The organism is Gordonia sp. OPL2 (assembly GCF_003797825.1).
Lineage (GTDB): Bacteria > Actinomycetota > Actinomycetes > Mycobacteriales > Mycobacteriaceae > Gordonia.
Genome location: NZ_RKME01000021.1, coordinates 1 through 16,986, shown reverse-complemented (window position 1 = coordinate 16,986; position 16,986 = coordinate 1). Strand labels below are relative to the sequence as shown.

Sequence of the window (16,986 nt, the reverse complement as noted above, 5' to 3'; positions counted from 1 at the left end):
GACAAACCTGCAGGTCCATTCCCTTTCTGCTGCAAAACTGGTCCATAGTTCGGCAAAGTCTTGCAAAGTTTGCAAATCTGGATCTGTGAAGAACCGACATCGTGCCGCCAAAAAGTACGCGCGTACTGCATTTTCACCCGGGCGGGTGACGGACCGCTCGACCGACCACTCACACGCGGGTGGGCCGATCTCGTCGCGCACGCAGTGTCGAGGTGTGACCGGGTTCACATCCCTTGAGCGTGCCCCCGCCCCGTTTCCGGCGCCGCGACACCTCGTGGGTGACCCGCTCGACGGTCAGCGGGTGGCGGCGGTGACCGCGTCGTCGAAGAGCGCGGAGAACGTCGCGGCCGACATCGGCTCGACCGGATCGGCGGCCGTCGTCGCCGCAGGGGGAGCGTCGCCGGACACGGTGAGCTGGACGGTGACCGTGGAGCCGCCCGGTCGCGCGACGATGGCGTATCCCGCATATCCGATCTGCGCACTGACCGCGCCGTCGGGCAGCGTCGTGGTCGCCGTCGAACGCAGTGACAGGGATTGCTCGACGGCCGTGGAGTCCTGCGCGAGACCGCGGGTCGGCAATTCCTCGTACCGCGTGACGATGCGGGTGCCGCGCATCGTGCCCGCACCGATCACGGTGGTCGTCGTCGAGCAGCGACCGGTGGTCACCCGGATGTCGGACTCGATGTCGCGGCGTGCCGTGGTGACCAGTTCGACCAGGGCCCCGGATCGAGACCGCGCGGCGAGGACCGCCGAGTCATCGGGCCTGACCTGGGAGTTGAGATCAGCGTCGGCGCTCGGCGTGCATTCTGGCGGGGTGACCTGCGAGGTGGCCGCCGATTCGATCGGACCTCGATTGCCCGCGACGAGGTCGGCCACCGAGAGTTGGGTGGGGGCAAAACCACCGGGCAGGTCGCCCGGCGGCAGCAAGAGATCGGCCGGAACGGCCGAGGACCGTGCCGGAGTGGGTGGTGTGCTCGTGCCGCAGGCGGCCACGGCGCCGAGAGCGAGAAGCGAAGCGACGGCGACGGTCGGCGCCGAGTGGCGCACATCCTTCAGACGCACGCGGTCACCGTACCCTGGACATGCAGGCCGGATTCCGCGCGGGACGGCGCCTGCGGTCGCACGACGACCCGTTGTCGCGAGCGGATCGTGCCTCGACGATCGATCGGCCCCGGTGGGAGGGTGACATGACGAAGACCTACGTCGGATCACGTCTGCGCCAGCTGCGCTCCGAACGCGGCCTGTCGCAGGTCGCGCTCGCCCAGTCGCTGTCGATCTCGGCGTCGTACCTCAATCAGATCGAGCACGACGCCCGACCGTTGACGGTTCCGGTCCTGTCCCGGATCACCGAGGTCTTCGGGATCGACGAGGAGTTCTTCGATTCGCAGGACAGCGTCCGTCTGGTCGCAGAGTTGCGCGAGGTGCTGCTCGACGACGACGTCGAGGCGGCACCCGGAGCCACCGATGCACACGAGATCAGTGCCGTCGTCGCCGCGCACCCGGAGATCGCGCAGGCGATGGTGAACCTGCATCAGCGCTACCGCATCGCCACCGACCAGCTCGCCGCGGCGACCGACGAACGCGGCGATCGCAGCATGCGCGGCTCCATCACCGCACCGCATGAAGAGGTCAGGGACTACTTCTACCAGCGCCGCAACTACATTCACGAGCTCGATGTCGCCGCCGAGGAGATGACGGCCCGGATGCGGATGCACTCGGCCGACATCCGTCGCGAGATCTCCAACCGACTCGAGAACGTGCACGGCGTCAGCATCGTCCGCCGTGTCGACCTCGGCGACTACACGCTGCACCGGTTCGACAAGGAGACCCGGCGACTCGAGTTCTCGGCGGCGCTCTCGGCCGGACAACGCACCATGAAGCTGGCCGCGGAACTGTGCTTTCTCGAATACGGGGAGTTGCTGGAGGGTCTCGCCGACGACGGCAACTTCACCAGCGACGACGCCCGCGCCCTGGCCCTGCTCGGCCTCGCGAACTACTTCGCGGCAGCGGCGGTATTGCCCTACAGCCAGTTCCACGGTGCCGCAGAGGACTTCCGCTACGACATCGAGCGACTGTCGGCGTTCTACTCGGTGTCCTACGAGACCATCTGTCACCGACTCTCGACGCTGCAGCGACCGAACCTGCGTGGCATACCGTTCTCGTTCGTCCGGGTCGACCGTGCAGGAAACATGTCAAAACGTCAGTCCGCCACCGGATTCCACTTCTCCTCGAGTGGCGGCACCTGCCCACTCTGGAACGTGTACGAGACCTTCGCCTCCCCCGGCAAGATCCTGACGCAGATCGCGGAGATGCCCGACGGCCGCGACTACTTCTGGGTGGCCCGAACCGTCGAGCGACGTGCCGCACGATTCGGCCAGCCGGGCAAGACCTTTGCCATCGGACTCGGCTGCGAACTGCGCCACGCCGCCCGTGTCATCTACTCCGACGGCCTCGAGATCGGGCCGCAGGCCCGGATCACGCCGATCGGCGCCGGCTGTCGGGTCTGCGAACGCGTGAACTGCCCCCAACGCGCGTTCCCCGCACTCGGCGCCACACTCACGATCGACGAACACCGCAGCACCGTCTCGCCGTACATGATGAGCTGAGCGACAGCGCTTCCGACTCGAACTGCATCTCGGTTGGATAACGGTTTGCGGTGTGGGTCGCGCGTCCCACACGCATGCGCCGGGACGCGGCATAGCGTGGCGGCAGCGAGACGGCCACATCCGGTCCGGATCGCGCCCGACCGGGAGTGCTTCATGACGCGAACACGGTCTTGCGCTGCAGCCCTGCGATTCTCACGCCACCACTCGCGTGGCTTCCCACTCGCAGCGCCGGTACGTTCGAAGTTCTCCTCGCCGCCCCGCGTCGTATCCGGCGCAGTGGCGATCACTGCCGCACTGTTGCTGTTCGTCGGCGCGATCCCGGCCTCGGCCGACCCGCCGAACATGATGCCGGTGCCGTCAGGGGTACCGTCCGCAATCGACGCGGCAGTACCGTCGGCACCGTTCCCGCGGTTGACGCGTATACCGATCCGCGCCCAGGCCAACGGTTTTGATCATCGAACTCTCGAGTTCCGTGAGGCCGCACTGCCTTCGCCCACCGGTGACCCGATGTTCGACCGGTGGTCGGACGATCTCGATCGGTTACGTCCGGGCACGGTCATCGCCACACGGGACGTCACCCGTACGGCTGCACCTGTGGTGACCACGCCCATCTCGTCGGCGCAACTGATCAAGTTCCGCAGTACGGACGCGACCGGCGCGCCGATGTTCGCGACCGCCACGATCGTCGTGCCCCGCACGGCGCATCACGGCCCCCTGCCGATCGTCGTCAACAATCTTCCCATCGACTCACTGGGAACCGCGTGCACACCCGGATACACACTCGCCCATGGTTTCTCGATCGCGACCAACCCCACCGACCTGGTCCCGCCGACCACCCAGGTCGCCCTGGCCCGCGGCTATGCGGTGCTGATCCCGGATCATCAGGGTCCCCGGATGGCCTACGCCGAACCTGTCGTGGCTGGGCACGTCGTCCTCGATGCGATCCGCGCGGCGATCGCAACGGACTCGTCACGATTCGGCCGATCGCGGATCGCGTTGTCGGGGTACTGCGGCGGCGCCATCGCGACCAACGGCGCGACGAAACTGATCGCCGGGTACGCACCGGAGTTGCGGAGGCGGATCGTCGGTGCCGCACTCGGCGGGGTTCCCGCGGACTTCCGCATGCTCGTCGGGAGCATGAACGCAAACCTGGCGGCGGGCCTGTTCCACGCCGCCACATTCGGCATCGCGCGCGAACGCCCGGAAATCCTCACGATGGCCAACGACCTCGCGCAGTGGATGGCGACCTCGCCGCTCAAGAACGTCTGTACCATCCCGGCTGCGCTTGCGGGACAGACCTTCTGGCCGATGCAGTTGATGTCGCGCGATCCCGATCCGTTCCGTTCACCCGTCGCCGAACACATCTACCGCGTCACCCGGATGACGGACCGCATGTCCGCGGTTCCGCTCTACATCTACCAGGGCACCCACGAGTGGTGGATTCCCGCGGCCGGTGCCCGCGCGCTGTATCGGGAGCAATGCCGGCTGGGTGCGCGTGCCGCCTATCGGGAGGTGTTCGGCGAGCACCTCTCCGCCGCGGTGCTCGGCTATCCCGGCGCGCTCGACTGGCTCGACCGGCGTCTGCGCGGTTTGCCTGCGCCGGACGAATGCCCCGCCTAGAATTCCTACAACAGGTGTTGAGCAAGTGCGACCACGGTGCCACGATGACCGTCTGAGGTGTTCTCGTCCCCGCGTATCGCCGGGACGAGGAGTGATGAGATGCCGGGGCAGGCTGTCGGTCAGCGTGGTGCTCGCACGGGAGCGGGCGCGAGACGCACGGTCACAGCGTTCATCGGATCTCGGCCGAGGGGCGCGGTCGCGGACCTGACAGCTGCCCTGGCGACACTGACACTCGTACTCACGATGGTCGCGGGCGCGGTCGTCGGTAGTACCGCGCGCGCCGATCCGCCCAACCTTGCCCCGGCACCGGCTCAGCTGCCCAGCGACCTCGACGCGGCGATCCCGCCGCCACCGATCCCCCACCTGCGCTCGATCCCGGCGCGGTCGGTCATCCACGGCGCCGATCACGAGCTGCAGGAGTTCCGGGAGGCGGTCATGCCGTCGCCCAGTGGTGATCCGTTCTTCGACGACTGGCCGGGCGACCTCGCCGCCCGACACCCCGGTGAGATCCTCGCGAGTCGCGACGTGACCCGCGTCGCGACTGTCCTGTTGAAGGCGCGGATCGGGTCTGCCCGACAGATCAAGGTGGCATCGCGTGACGCGCAGGGTCATCCGTCGTTCGCGACGGCGACCGTCCTGGTGCCGCCGACCGCGTGGTCGGGGCCGGGTGCCCGGCCGGTGCTCGTGAACAATCTGCCGATCGTCGCCCTTGGTGCTCGCTGCACCGCTGGATGGATGCTCTCGCACGGCGAGACGCCCGACACCAACAGCACCGACATCCGACCACCGGTCACCCAGGACGCGCTGGCCCGCGGATATGCCGTGCTCGTCCCCGACCACACCGGTCCGCGCATGGCCTACGCCGAGCCATACGTCGCCGCGCACGCGGTGCTCGACTCGCTGCGCGGTGCCGCACGCCTCGACACCGACGATTTCGCGCGCGGACCCGTCGCGATGATCGGGTACTCGGGTGGTGCAGTCGCGACGAACGCGACGGCCAAGCTGGCGACCGCGTACGCGCCGGAGCTCGTTCCACGATTCGTCGGCGCGGCGATCGGTGGTGTGCCCGCCGACTACCGGGTGTTGGCGTCGAGCATGAACGCGAACCTGGGGACCGGCGTGTTCCACGCCGCGATCCTCGGCATCGCCCGAGAACGTCCCGAGTTGTTGCCGATGGCCAACGATCTCGCGCGATGGCTGTCGATCAACCCCGTCCTGAAGAACCTGTGCACCAGCACGATGGGATATTTCGGAATGACCTTCGTGCCGACGCAGGTGTTGTCGACGAGCCCCGACCCGTTCCATTCACCGGTGGCCGAACGGATCTACACGATCACCGCCATGGCCGACGATGCCGCCGCGATGCCGGTCTACATCTACCACGGCGCGCAGGAATGGTGGATACCGGCGAGCCAGGCGCGATCGCTGTTCGACGAACAATGCCGGCTCGGGGTGAACGCCACATATCGCGACTATCCGGGCGAACACATGACCACCGTATTCGTCGCCTTCGAGGACACGATGCGCTGGCTCGACGCCCGTCTGGCGGGCCGTCCGCCGGCAGATGGTTGTCGACAGACGCCGCGCTAGAGGACCAACAGGTCCGTCGGGCTCAGTAGACGAGGACGCGCACGTTCTCCGCGACGCAGGCAGGCTTCTCGGCGCCCTCGATCTCGACGGTGTTCTTGACGACCATGTTCACACCCGAGCCGGTCTCCTCGACCGAGGTGATGACGGCGTTGGCGCGGATGCGCGAGCCGACCGGGACCGGGCTGGGAAAGCGCACCTTGTTCATGCCGTAGTTGATGACCAGCTTGGGGCCCTCGACGGTGAAGATGCTGCCTGCGAGCACGGGGAGCAGGGACAACGTCAGGAAGCCGTGGGCGATGGGAGCGCCGAACGGTCCGTCCTTGGCACGCTCGGGGTCCACGTGGATCCACTGGTGGTCACCGGTGGCGTCGGCGAAGGCGTTCACCCGGTCCTGGGTGATCTCCAACCACTCCCCGGAACCGAGGTCCTCCCCGATCGCCGCCTTCATCTCGTCGACACTGGTGAACGTTCGCTGTGTGGTGCTCGTCATAGTCCCGGTAGTCTACCGTGGCACCCATGAGCACTCCTCGGGTCGCACCGGGCGGTCTGCGCGAGCTCGGTCCGATCAACTGGATCTTCGCGCGCGGTGCCGCCCGCACCATCGGCGTCACCGACGCCCACATCTTCTCCACCCTCGGGCGCGCCAAGGGGCTCTTCCGCGCGTGGCTGCACTTCGGCGCCCGGCTGATGCCGTTCGGGGCGTTGTCGCGCAAGGAGACCGAGATGATCATCATCCGCGTCGCCCATCTGCGGAAGTGCGACTACGAGCTCGACCATCACCGGCGACTCGGTGCCCGCGCAGGGGTCAAGGGCGAACTGTTCGACCGTGTGCTCGAGGGGCCGGACGCCGGCTGGGGCGACCGGGAGCGCTCGTTGCTGCTCGGCACCGACGAGCTGGTCGGCACCCAGGACATCTCGGATCCGACGTGGGCCGCGCTGGCGCGACATCTCGACGAGCGACAGCTGATCGCCTTCGTGCTGCTGGTGGGTCAGTACGACATGCTCGCGACGACGATCGGAACTCTACGCGTGCAACGGGATACGCGGGTCTGATCAGGTCTCGACCATCGCAGGGGAGGCGAGGCGGTCATGGATTCACTGGCGCAGCAGATGATGCGCAACCCGGTGTTCTCGAAAGTGTACGAACGGCTCTGGCGTCCGGTGTTCACCCGGTTGTTCAGTCTGGGCGGTACCGGAACAGCCGATTTCGACCGCGCTCTCACCGCCTACCTGTCACGCCCCGGCGAGCGCATGGTGCTCGACGTCGCCTGTGGGCCGGGCAATTACACGCGCCGGATGGCCGACGGGTTGACCGGTGACGGCCGCTGCGTCGGCATGGACTTCTCCCCTGCGATGCTGTCCATGGCCGCCCGCACCAACGCCGCCCCGCGCGCCGACTACATCCGTGCCGACGCGCACGCGATCCCGTTCGCGGACAACACCTTCGACTCGGTCACGTGTCTGGCCGCCCTGTACCTCATCCCCGATCCGCTGCCGGTCGTCGACGAGCTGCTTCGAGTGGCACGACCCGGCGGTGAGGTCGTCATCTTCACCTCGGTCAGCACCGAGCTCGACGCGATCCCCGGCGTCCGCGCCGTCGCCGGCGCGTCGGGTTACCGGATCTTCGGGCGACATGAGATCGTCGAACGACTCCGGGCCGCCGGGGCCGAGCACGTCGAGCAGACCATCACCGGGCAGGGGCAGTACGTGATCGCGGTCAAGCCCGGCTGACTACGCGTGGCCTCGCCACCCTCGCCACCCTCGCCACCCTCGCCACCCTCGCCACCCGCGCCACCCGCGCCACCCGCGCCACCCGCGCCGATTGTGCCCGGTTTCGCGCCGATCCTGCCCTCGACATCGTCGGGCGTGCCCGGTTTCGCGCCCATCGTGCCCTCGATGTCGCCGATCGTGCCCAGCATCGTGCCCTTCACATCGCCGATCGTGTCCTCGATGTCGCCGATCGTGCCCAGCATCGTGGCCTTCACATCGCCGATCGTGCCCTGGATGCGTCGGCTCCCGCCGAGCGCCGGCATCACCGGGCACGATCGGCGCGAAACAGGGCACGATCGGCGAAAGGGGCAGCGCGATCGGCGCGGAGGGACGCGCGCGATGTACCGGTCAGAAGGACCGGTAGTCGCGGACGGTCATCCGTGGTCCGCGTCGTTCGGGTCGAGCGCCGTGCCGCTCGACCATCCTGATGATCCGTTGACGTTGTCCTGCATAGGGTTCCAGGAGTTCGAGCATTCCGGCATCGTCGACCGGCTCGCCGATCAGCGTCAGCCCCACCAACTTCGGGATGTGGTAGTCGCCGACGTTGACGACATCGGGATCGCCGACGGCCCGTGCGCGCGTCTCCGCCTCGGTCCAGTGTCCGACGCCGCGGAGCATCCGCAACCGGTCCGGATGTCGTTCGACGTCCAGCGCCGTCGCGCCGCGGATGGTGCGCATCCGGACCGGTTCGATGCCGCTGCGGTGCCATTCCCAACTCGGAATCCGGGCCCACTCGTCGCGCGGGGGTGGCACGCGCATCGTATCCGGGACCGGTCCGGGAGCCGGGTGTCCGAAACGCCGTACCAGGTATCGCCAGGCCCGGAATGCTTCCGCTCCCACCACCTTCTGCTCGAGGATCGCCGGGACCAGCGCTTCCCAGACCCGGTCGGTGCGGCCGATCCGCAGGCCCTCGGAACGGCGGACGAGTTCACGGACGACGTCATCGCGCGGGGTCAGCGCGGACGGGTCGTCGCGGGCGCCGAGGAGATCGGGCATCCTCTCGAGCAGCCAGTCGGCTCCGGGTCCCCATGCCCGGCCGCTGATCGTGGTGCCGTCGGACCGGATCGTCAGTGTGCCGGGCCCGTCCGGGGTGTAGACGGCGCGCCAGACCGATCCGTCGCGACCATAGGTGAACGACGGGTCGCCGGCACCACGTCGCAGCATCCCGACCGTCGCGCGGATGTCGAGCGGCCACGGAGGTTCCCACTCGCGCGTACGTTCTCCGGTGGCCATCACCCGACGGTACCGAGGTCGGTGGTCGTGTGGTCAGCTCACCGCGTCGTCGTCCGCTCGCGCGGTGGCTTCGTCGGCCGACCGGGCCGTGGAACGGTACGCACCCGGTGTCATGCCGAACTCGGCACGGAAGCGGTTGCGCAGGGTCGCTGCGGACGAGAAGCCCGAGGCGTGCGCGATCGCATCGAGGCCGAGCGGCTCCTCGAGGGCGAGGAGCGTGCGGGCCTGTGCGAGACGGCGCGAGGTGATCATCGTCGCGGGCGATTCCCCGGTGTCGGCGAAGTGGCGGTAGAGATGTCGGCGACTGATCTGCAGGGCCTCCGCGATGGCATCGGCGGTGAAGTCGGGGTCGGCGTACCGTTCGTCGATCAGATCGCGGGCGGCCTCGAGAACGAACCGTGCGTTGTTCTCCATCTGATACGCGTCCTGCGTGTGATGTCCGATCGCCGCGCGCACCAGGTCGATGACCGCGCGTTCGTCGGCAGCCGAGATCGGCAGACCACGAACCGCGGCGTCACACACGAAGCGCCGGATGAAGGTGGCGGTCGCGCGGGCCAGCAGCGAGTCCGCGGCCGTCGGGAGAAAGGCGCCATCGGCATCGGCGAGTTCGTGACGCAGCATCTCGGTCGGGACGAGCAGCAGTGCCGTGTCGCAGACGCTGGGGCATTCGTCGACGAACGCGCTGTCGATGCTCATCACGACGAGTTGTCCCTCACCGTACTCACGGTCGACGTCGCCCTGGGTGACTCGGAGCCGACCGTCGAGCCGGTGGGAGCCGACCATGACGATCGACGACGGCTGCGCTGCGACGACCTCCTCGGAACGCTCGGTCGTGCGCGGCGTCGACAACTCGCAGTGCGCCGACAGCATCGAGAGCGGACGGTGATAGATGATGGCGTGGAATGCATCCGGATCGGCCACCCGCACCAGAGAGAACGCGGCTCCGTAGGCCGCGAGTCCGGTTCGGCCGCGCAACTCCATGGCCGCCGCCGCAGACGGGCCGGGGTCGTCGTCGGCGCCGATCGAGCTGCGCCATCGCGCGATGGTGTCGTGGTCGATCCCGTCGCGCGAGTACGTCGCCCGCTTCACCGTCGCGATCCCGCAGCGGCGGGCTGTCCCTCCGCGGGCCTGACGGCGGTGCGGGTGACGGCGGTATGGCGGACGGCGGTACGCCCGACGGCGATGTGGCGGACGACGCCCTGTGGCATGTCGTCGGTCCGTGGCGTGCCGGCCTCCGTCGTGCCCGCGTCGCGGGTCCCGACGGCATCCACGCCGTCACGGCGGAATCTGTCTGGAGACATGCCGAATCGCGTGTGGAAGTGTCGCCGGAGAGTGGCCGGCGAGCTGAAACCGGCCGACCTCGCGATGTGGTCGATCGTTGGCGGACGGTCGCTGCAGAGGAGCTGCCGTGCCCGTTGCGTGCGATGGTCGGCGATCATCGCCGCCGGCGAGGTACCCACCTCGGCGAGGCGCCGGTAGAGGTTGCGGCGGCTCATGTGCAGGGCCTCGGCAATGTCGTCGGCCGAGAACGACGGGTCGCGGAAGTTGCGTTCGATCAGGGACCGGGTGGCCTCGCGGACGGCCACACCGTTGTCGGCGGGACGATGCGACGAGCTGGTCGGGCGGCCGACGAGACCGCGGACCAGGTCGACCACCGCGAGTTCGGTCTCGACGTCGACGTCGGCCCCGCGGACGGCCGCATGAACGGCCAGGGTCACGATGAATGCCCCTGCTGCGCGCGCCAACGGCGACGACTGCACCGGATCGAGGACCGGCCGGCCCTGTCCGTACTCGCTTCCGAGCAACTCCGCGGGCACCCAGATGCCGACGGGATCGGCGACCGTGCGCGTGGTCTGTCGGTACGGGACCGAGTCGTCGAGCATGAGCAGGTCCGCCGGGTGGCGGTAGGTGTGGTCGCGGCCGTCGACATGGACGAGTCCGTCTCCGGGAGTGATCCGGGCGCAGATCAGGACGGAGGGATCGGTGGCGGCGCGAGCATGGGCGGCGGTGCGCTCGGTGGTGCACGGTGTGCGGAGCGCGGCGAACACGCCGATCACCGACAGTTGGCGCGAATACGACATCTCGGCGAACTCGTCGGAGTCGTCGGCCGAGGCCTGCGCGCCCGATGTCGCCGCCCCCGACCCGTGAGGACCGGAGATCGTCATCGTCGGTGCATGATCGGCGATTCCGGCCGCACCCACCCGGTCGAGTCGGCGCACGAGGTCGACGCTGCTCGGATCGGCGATGCCCATCCGCTCGTACCAGCGACGGACGACCTCGTCGGGTAGTCCGCCTCGTGTGCCACCACGGTCGGCCCTCGCCGCGATCGGCATCGATCCACCGGCCGTCTTCATGATCTGAAACTATCCGAGCACCACGGCGGATGCGCGGGATCTGGACATCACGTCACGGAAACGTGCATGGCCGCGGTTGCCCTCAACCGTCGACCCGGGGCTACCTCTGTACTCGAAGCACCCTGTCGGACAGATGGTTTCACGGTCACCATGGCGGTGTTCACACAGCGGCGACGGTGGAGACGCGGGTTCGCCCCGCTTCCTCGATGGCACTGATTCGTCCACACGTGGCACGGAATTGCACCGGGGCCGTCGTCGTCGGGCATCCGAACGCGGGTCGACGCGGCGCCGACACCACGATCACCGCTGGGGTACCGATAACTGGATCATCCGGTCATCGGCACCTCAGCGGTGATGGTCATGCATCTCTACAGGTTGATCATGTGCCCGATCGCGCCATGGCCACCCTCACGCAACGCGCGCTACAGGTTGATCATGTGCCCGATCGCGCCGTGGCCACCCTCACGCAACGCGCGCTACAGGTTGATCATGTGCCCGATCGCGCCGTGGCCACCCTCACGCAACGCGCGCTACAGGTTGATCATGTGACCGATCGCGCCATGGAACGTTTCCTGCATGGCCTCCGACAGGGTCGGGTGGGTGTGCACGTTGCGGGCCAGTTCCTTGGCGGTGAGGTCCCACTTGTGGGCCAGCGTCATCTCGGGGAGCATCTCGGAGACGTTGTCGCCGACGAGGTGTCCGCCGAGCAGCTCGTCGGTGTCCTCGTTGGTCAGCAGCTTGACGAAGCCTGCCGTCTCACCGAGCCCCTGGGCCTTGCCGTTCGCGCTGAACGGGAAGGTCGTCGCCTTGACCTTGTAGCCCTCGTCCTTCGCCTGCGCCTCGGTGAGTCCGAACGACGCGACCTGCGGCTGGCAGAAGGTGGCGCGCGGCATGAACCGGTAGTCGCCCAGCGTCATCGTCTCGGCACCGGCCATGACCTCGGCGGCGACCACACCCTGCGCCTCCGCGACGTGGGCGAGCATCAGCTTGGCGGTGACGTCACCGATGGCGTAGATGTTCTCGACGTTGGTGCGCATGAAGTCGTCGATCGCGATGGCACCACGATCGGTCAGCTCGACGCCGGTGTTCTCCAGACCGAAGCCCTCCACGCGGGGAGCGAACCCGACCGACATGAGGACCTTGTCGACGGTGATCTCCCCGTCGTTGTCCTTGGCGTCTTTGTAGCTGACGGTGACGTTGTCGCCGTTGTCGGTGACCGACTGCACCTTGGTGGAGGTGAGGACCTTGACGCCGAGCTTCTTGTATTCCTTGGCGATGGCCTTCGACGAATCCGCGTCCTCGTTGGGCAGCACGCGATCGAGGAACTCGACGATGGTGACGTCGACACCGTAGTTGGCGAGCACGTAGCCGAACTCCATGCCGATGGCGCCGGCGCCAACGATGACGATCGACTTCGGCAGCTCACGGGTGAGGATCTGCGTCTCGTAGGTGACGACGTTGTCGGACAGTTCGACCCCGGGCAGCAGTTTGACGGTGGAACCGGTGTTGATGATGACGTTGTCGAAGGTGATCTCGCGATCGCCGACGACGATGGTCGTGGCGTCCTTGAACTTCCCGTAACCGTCGATCTCGGTGATCTTGTTCTTCTTCATCAGGAAGTGGACGCCCTTGACGATCCCCTCCGACACCTTGCGGCTGCGGTCGAACGCCGCGCCGAAGTCGAACGAGACATCGCCGGACATGCCGAAGGTCTTCGCCTGGTGATTGAAGATGTGGGCCAGTTCGGCATTCCGGAGAAGTGCTTTGGACGGGATACATCCGACGTTGAGACAGACCCCACCCCAGTACTTCTCTTCGATGACGGCGGTCTTCATGCCGAGCTGGGCGGACCGGATCGCGGCCACATACCCACCTGGACCTGCACCCAATACAACTGTTTGAAAGTGTTCAGCCACGACTGCCAGCGTACGTCGCGGGTCGGTGACACCGCAGGGCGTCCCCGTACCGAGGAGTAACTTTCCTGGACCTCCCACTACGCCGGACCAGCATTCAATCAATGATTGAATCGTTGATGGAGATGTGTTCTCATCGATGTGTGCCCCCGCCGTCGTCGACCCGTTCCGGTTCCACCCGGACCGCCCTCCTCACCGCCGCCGAGTCGCTGTTCCTGACCGACGGTTTCGACAACGTCTCGGTCCGCGCGATCTGCGCGGCCGCCGACGCCAACCCCGCGGCGGTCCACTATCACTTCGGCTCGAAGGACCGCCTCGCCGTCGAACTCCTCGAGGACCGCATGGGCCCGATGTGGAGTGACCCGCTCGATCGGTTTGATCCCGAGACCGAGGGGATCGTCCGACTGGTCGATGTGGTGCTCGCCCCCTTCGTCAGAATCCAGCAGGATCCCGTCGGCCGCCTCCATCTCCGGTTGCTGTCGCGGTTCGTGCTGTCGCATCCGCAGGCGTCGTGGACGCAGCCGTGGTTCCGGATCGATCAGTGGGCGCGCATCCTCTCCCGTCTCGTCGACGGACTCTCCGACGACGACGCGCGCCGACGCTGGGGCCTCGCCTTCGAGCTGATCCTCAGCCGCTTCGCCGGCGATCAGCCCCTGTCGGACGCGGCCGTCGCAGCACTCGGTGACTTCGTCGTCGCCGGGCTGTCCGGGCCGGCACCGACCCACCCCGCGCGGGTACACGCCGCCGAGACCGACGCTTCCGAGGAGACCCCATGACCGCGCCCGATCCGTTCACCCCGGCCCGACTCGGCCCCCTCACCCTGCGCAATCGGCTCATCAAGTGCGCGACCTTCGAGGGCGCGACGCCGGATGCGCTGGTCACCGATGACCTGATCGAGTTCCACCGCGAGGTCGCCGCCGGCGGTGTGGCGATGAGCACCGTCGCCTATTGCGCCGTCTCCCCCGAGGGACGCACGGACCGCCATCAGATCTGGCTGCGCGACGAGGCGGCACCCGGCCTGACCCGCCTGACCGAAGCGATCCACGCCGAAGGGGCGCTCGCCGCAGCACAATTGGGCCATGCCGGGCCGGTGGCCAACTCGGTCTCCAATCGACGCAAGGCGCTCGGACCGTCGCACATCCCGGCCCCGATGGGGATGTCGGTCACGCGCAAACTCGATGCCGACGGGATCACCGAGATGCTCGGCACCTTTCGACGGGCCGCCCGGATCGCCGTGGACTCCGGATTCGACGGTCTCGAGATCCATTGTGGTCACAACTATCTCATCAGCTGCTTCCTCTCACCGCTGCTGAATCATCGGCGCGACGGGTACGGCGGGACCCTGGTGAACCGCGCACGGTTCGCCCGGGAGGTCGTCGAGACCGTCCGCGACGAGGTGGGCGACGAGGCCGCGGTCTGGGCGAAGCTCAACATGTACGACGGTGCCGGACGTCTCGGATTCGGGATCGACGAGGCCTGCGCCGTGGCGCAACTGCTGGAGTCCGACGGGCACCTCGACGCCATCGAGCCGACCGCCGGCAGTTCGCTGCTCAATCCGATGTACCTCTTCCACGGCGACCCGCCTCGTGAGGAGTTCGCGGATGCGTTCCGCGGCGCGATGCGGCTCGGACTCAAGGCGATGGGCCCGATGTTCTTGAAGCACTACGACTATCACGACGCCTACCTGCTGCCGCTCGCGCGGCAGCTGCGTGCCGCCGTCCGCATGCCGCTGATCTTGTTGGGTGGCATCACGGATCGACCGTCGATGGAGCTGGCGCTGGCCGAAGGATTCGACTTCGTCGCGATGGGACGCGCGCTCCTGCGGGAACCCGGCCTGCCCCTGCGTATCCAGTCCGATCCGACGGCGCAGTCGCGATGCGTGCACTGCAATCTGTGCATGCCGACGATCTATTCGCACACCCGCTGCCCGGTGCGGGCCGGGGAGGTGCCCGATCCGCTAAGTGCGGGGGCGGCCGCGATCAGGAGCGAGTGAACACCCCGTTCGACAGGTCGTCGTCGTAGTACTCGATCGTCATCTGGGGCCCGTTCATGGTGACCTTGGAGATCGATCCGAGTTCGGCGTTCTCGTTGCGCAGGGTGAACGTGTAGGTGTTGCCGTCCCAGTGGGTGAGCTCGTGGGTCGTGACACCGTCCGGCCCCATGGCGAGGACGAGTTGTCCGTTCTCCTCTCGGATCACCGCGGGTCCGTAGACGTCGTTCTGGTAGGTCCCCACGACCGACGCCGCGGGCGGTGCCGGAGCGGGATTCGCGGGTGGCTTCTGTCCGACGAGACTGCCCGACGGTTGCGCCATCGCCTCGTAGGCGTCGCCGTACAGGGTGCGCCAGTCGTGGCGAACCTCGCCGAACTGCACGAGGTCGGCGAACTCGCCACACAGGGCGTCCACCGCGCCGATCGGGGATGCGTTGGAGAGGGCGACGATCGCTACGTCGGCAGAGGGCAGGACGAGGAAGTTCGTGCCTGCTCCCATCGAGAAGGCGCCCGCGTGGCTGAACGTGGTGCGCGCACCTTCGGTCACGCTGACGTTGAACCCGTAGCCGTAGTAGCCGGCGCGGGAATCCTCGGAATGCGATGGCGACGAGATCATCTCGGGTGTCACCGCAGGTATCAACGCCTTCTCGCCGACGATCTGTTTGCCGTTGTAGGTGCCGTTGCCGAGGAGCATGGTCAGCCACTTGGCGACGTCGTTCACCGACGACGACACGCCGCCGGCCGGGGCCTGCGGGTCGGGATCGCGCTGGGCGGGCGTCTGCACCCACTGTCCGTCGACCTTGACGTGCCCGACGACCCGGTCGGGTTCGGCCTCGAAGTCACGGAACCGTGAGCTCGTGTGTGTCATGCCGAGTGGGCCGTAGATCGCGTTCTCCGACAGCGTCTCCCAGTCGGAGCCGGCTTTGCGGGCGACGGACTCGCCCGCGGCCGTCACGCCGTAGTTGGTGTAGTTGTAGGTGATGCGGAACGGGTCGAGGGGCATGTAGCGCAGTCGGGCCAGGATCTGTTGGCGGTCGTAGCCCATGTCCTCGAGTTTGTCGCCGGCATGGTCGGGCAGCCCCGACCGGTGCGAGTACATGTCGGCGACCGTCACGTTCTGCGTGACGTACTGGTCCGACAGTGCGAATCCGGGGAGGTTGGCGACGACAGGCGTGTCCCAGCCGACGACGTTGTCGGTGACCTGTTTGGCGATGACGGTGGAGCCGATCGGCTTGGACATCGAGGCAAGCGGGAACACGGTGTCCGGGTCGACTTTGTTGTCGCCGGTACCGGTCGCCCCACTGGTCGGGCTCCCGTCGCCGACGGCGCTCGAGGGGCTCGCCGAGCCGTTCGAACCTGTGCCCGCAGTCGCACCGACGTTCTTGACACCGAAGCCCTTCGCGTAGACGGTCTTGTCGCCGTGGACGACGGCGACCGCCATGCCCGGGATCTTCGTCGATGACATGAGGGAATCGACGAGACCGTCGAGCTTGCCCAGCGCGTTGTCGACGGCGTTGTCGGGCAGCGGTTGCGCGACCGCCGCCTGCGGATTGGCCGGGGCCTGTGGCGGGGCCGACGACGATGCCGCGCCCGAGTCGGTGGAACCCGAACCGGTGGAACCCGAGTCGCACGCGGCGAGGATCGCACCGACAGCGATGAGGGACGTCACCCCCGTGGCAGCGCGACGACGTCGGGAACGAGTGTGGACGACCATCCGTCGTACCTGCTTCCTCGAGGCGTGCCGCTTCTGGCACGGCACCGTCCGACCCCGCGCATCAGACTATCGACACATCCCCGCTGCGGCATGGCAATCAGGCGGTTTCGGTCGGACGGGAGGCGCCGGGAGCGTGTCGACCAGTGGGCGGAACGGGAAGCGGGAGGCGACGCGGCGCGCAGCGGTGGGTGGCGGG

The 16,986-nt window shown here is 67.7% G+C and carries 14 protein-coding genes; 7 read left to right on the top strand and 7 right to left on the bottom strand.

The genetic code is table 11. The features are described from left to right. Window positions 1-294: 294 nt before the first annotated feature. On the bottom strand, window positions 295-1,062 hold the full coding sequence (locus EEB19_RS18270) for a hypothetical protein (RefSeq protein WP_187588777.1): 768 nt from the start codon (window positions 1,060-1,062) through the stop codon (window positions 295-297). A gap of 125 nt (window positions 1,063-1,187) precedes the next feature. Here EEB19_RS18270 and ramB point away from each other — a divergent pair, with 125 nt between their 5' ends. The 3 genes from ramB (at window position 1,188) to EEB19_RS18255 (ending at window position 5,816) form a co-directional block, all read left to right on the top strand. Continuing rightward, window positions 1,188-2,606 carry an acetate metabolism transcriptional regulator RamB gene (gene ramB / locus EEB19_RS18265; protein ID WP_187588776.1) on the top strand — a complete coding sequence of 473 codons (1,419 nt, stop codon included), beginning with the start codon at window positions 1,188-1,190 and terminating at the stop codon, window positions 2,604-2,606. Between the two features lie 342 nt (window positions 2,607-2,948). Next, window positions 2,949-4,226, top strand: coding sequence for a lipase family protein (locus EEB19_RS18260; protein WP_187588853.1), 1,278 nt, complete (start codon window positions 2,949-2,951; stop codon window positions 4,224-4,226). A gap of 243 nt (window positions 4,227-4,469) precedes the next feature. Next, entirely contained in the window at window positions 4,470-5,816 is a 1,347-nt protein-coding gene (locus EEB19_RS18255; RefSeq protein WP_187588852.1) for a lipase family protein, read from the top strand. 22 nt (window positions 5,817-5,838) lie between these two features. Here EEB19_RS18255 and EEB19_RS18250 read toward each other — a convergent pair whose 3' ends face one another. Next, on the bottom strand, window positions 5,839-6,306 hold the full coding sequence (locus EEB19_RS18250; RefSeq protein WP_187588775.1) for a MaoC family dehydratase: 468 nt from the start codon (window positions 6,304-6,306) through the stop codon (window positions 5,839-5,841). 26 nt (window positions 6,307-6,332) lie between these two features. On the opposite strand from EEB19_RS18250, the gene EEB19_RS18245 reads away from it, so the two are divergent. Further along, window positions 6,333-6,869, top strand: a complete 537-nt coding sequence (locus EEB19_RS18245) for a carboxymuconolactone decarboxylase family protein (protein ID WP_187588774.1) — start codon at window positions 6,333-6,335, stop codon at window positions 6,867-6,869. A 36-nt stretch (window positions 6,870-6,905) separates the two neighbouring features. Continuing rightward, the gene (locus tag EEB19_RS18240; RefSeq protein ID WP_187588773.1) at window positions 6,906-7,547 is read left to right on the top strand and encodes a class I SAM-dependent methyltransferase; all 642 of its coding nucleotides are present in this window, start codon (window positions 6,906-6,908) and stop codon (window positions 7,545-7,547) included. 387 nt (window positions 7,548-7,934) lie between these two features. Here the strand turns inward: EEB19_RS18240 and EEB19_RS18235 are convergent, their stop codons facing one another. The 4 genes from EEB19_RS18235 to lpdA all read right to left on the bottom strand — a co-directional run bounded on the left by EEB19_RS18235 (window position 7,935) and on the right by lpdA (window position 13,089). Further along, a complete protein-coding gene (locus EEB19_RS18235; RefSeq protein ID WP_187588772.1) occupies window positions 7,935-8,819 on the bottom strand; it encodes a DNA-3-methyladenine glycosylase in 885 nt (294 codons plus the stop codon). Between the two features lie 33 nt (window positions 8,820-8,852). Next, window positions 8,853-9,908 carry an AraC family transcriptional regulator gene (locus EEB19_RS18230; RefSeq protein ID WP_187588771.1) on the bottom strand — a complete coding sequence of 352 codons (1,056 nt, stop codon included), beginning with the start codon at window positions 9,906-9,908 and terminating at the stop codon, window positions 8,853-8,855. Continuing rightward, entirely contained in the window at window positions 9,905-11,173 is a 1,269-nt protein-coding gene (locus EEB19_RS18225) for a helix-turn-helix domain-containing protein (RefSeq protein ID WP_187588770.1), read from the bottom strand. The genes EEB19_RS18230 and EEB19_RS18225 overlap by 4 nt, the downstream gene beginning before the upstream one ends. 530 nt (window positions 11,174-11,703) lie before the next feature. After that, on the bottom strand, window positions 11,704-13,089 hold the full coding sequence (gene lpdA / locus EEB19_RS18220) for a dihydrolipoyl dehydrogenase (RefSeq protein WP_187588769.1): 1,386 nt from the start codon (window positions 13,087-13,089) through the stop codon (window positions 11,704-11,706). Between the two features lie 116 nt (window positions 13,090-13,205). Here lpdA and EEB19_RS18215 point away from each other — a divergent pair, with 116 nt between their 5' ends. Next, on the top strand, window positions 13,206-13,862 hold the full coding sequence (locus EEB19_RS18215; RefSeq protein WP_187588851.1) for a TetR/AcrR family transcriptional regulator: 657 nt from the start codon (window positions 13,206-13,208) through the stop codon (window positions 13,860-13,862). Then, window positions 13,859-15,079, top strand: a complete 1,221-nt coding sequence (locus EEB19_RS18210; protein WP_187588768.1) for an NADH:flavin oxidoreductase — start codon at window positions 13,859-13,861, stop codon at window positions 15,077-15,079. Before EEB19_RS18215 ends, EEB19_RS18210 begins: the two co-directional genes overlap by 4 nt. Here the strand turns inward: EEB19_RS18210 and EEB19_RS18205 are convergent. Continuing rightward, window positions 15,066-16,790, bottom strand: a complete 1,725-nt coding sequence (locus EEB19_RS18205) for a serine hydrolase (protein WP_187588767.1) — start codon at window positions 16,788-16,790, stop codon at window positions 15,066-15,068. The genes EEB19_RS18210 and EEB19_RS18205 overlap by 14 nt on opposite strands. Window positions 16,791-16,986: the final 196 nt, after the last annotated feature.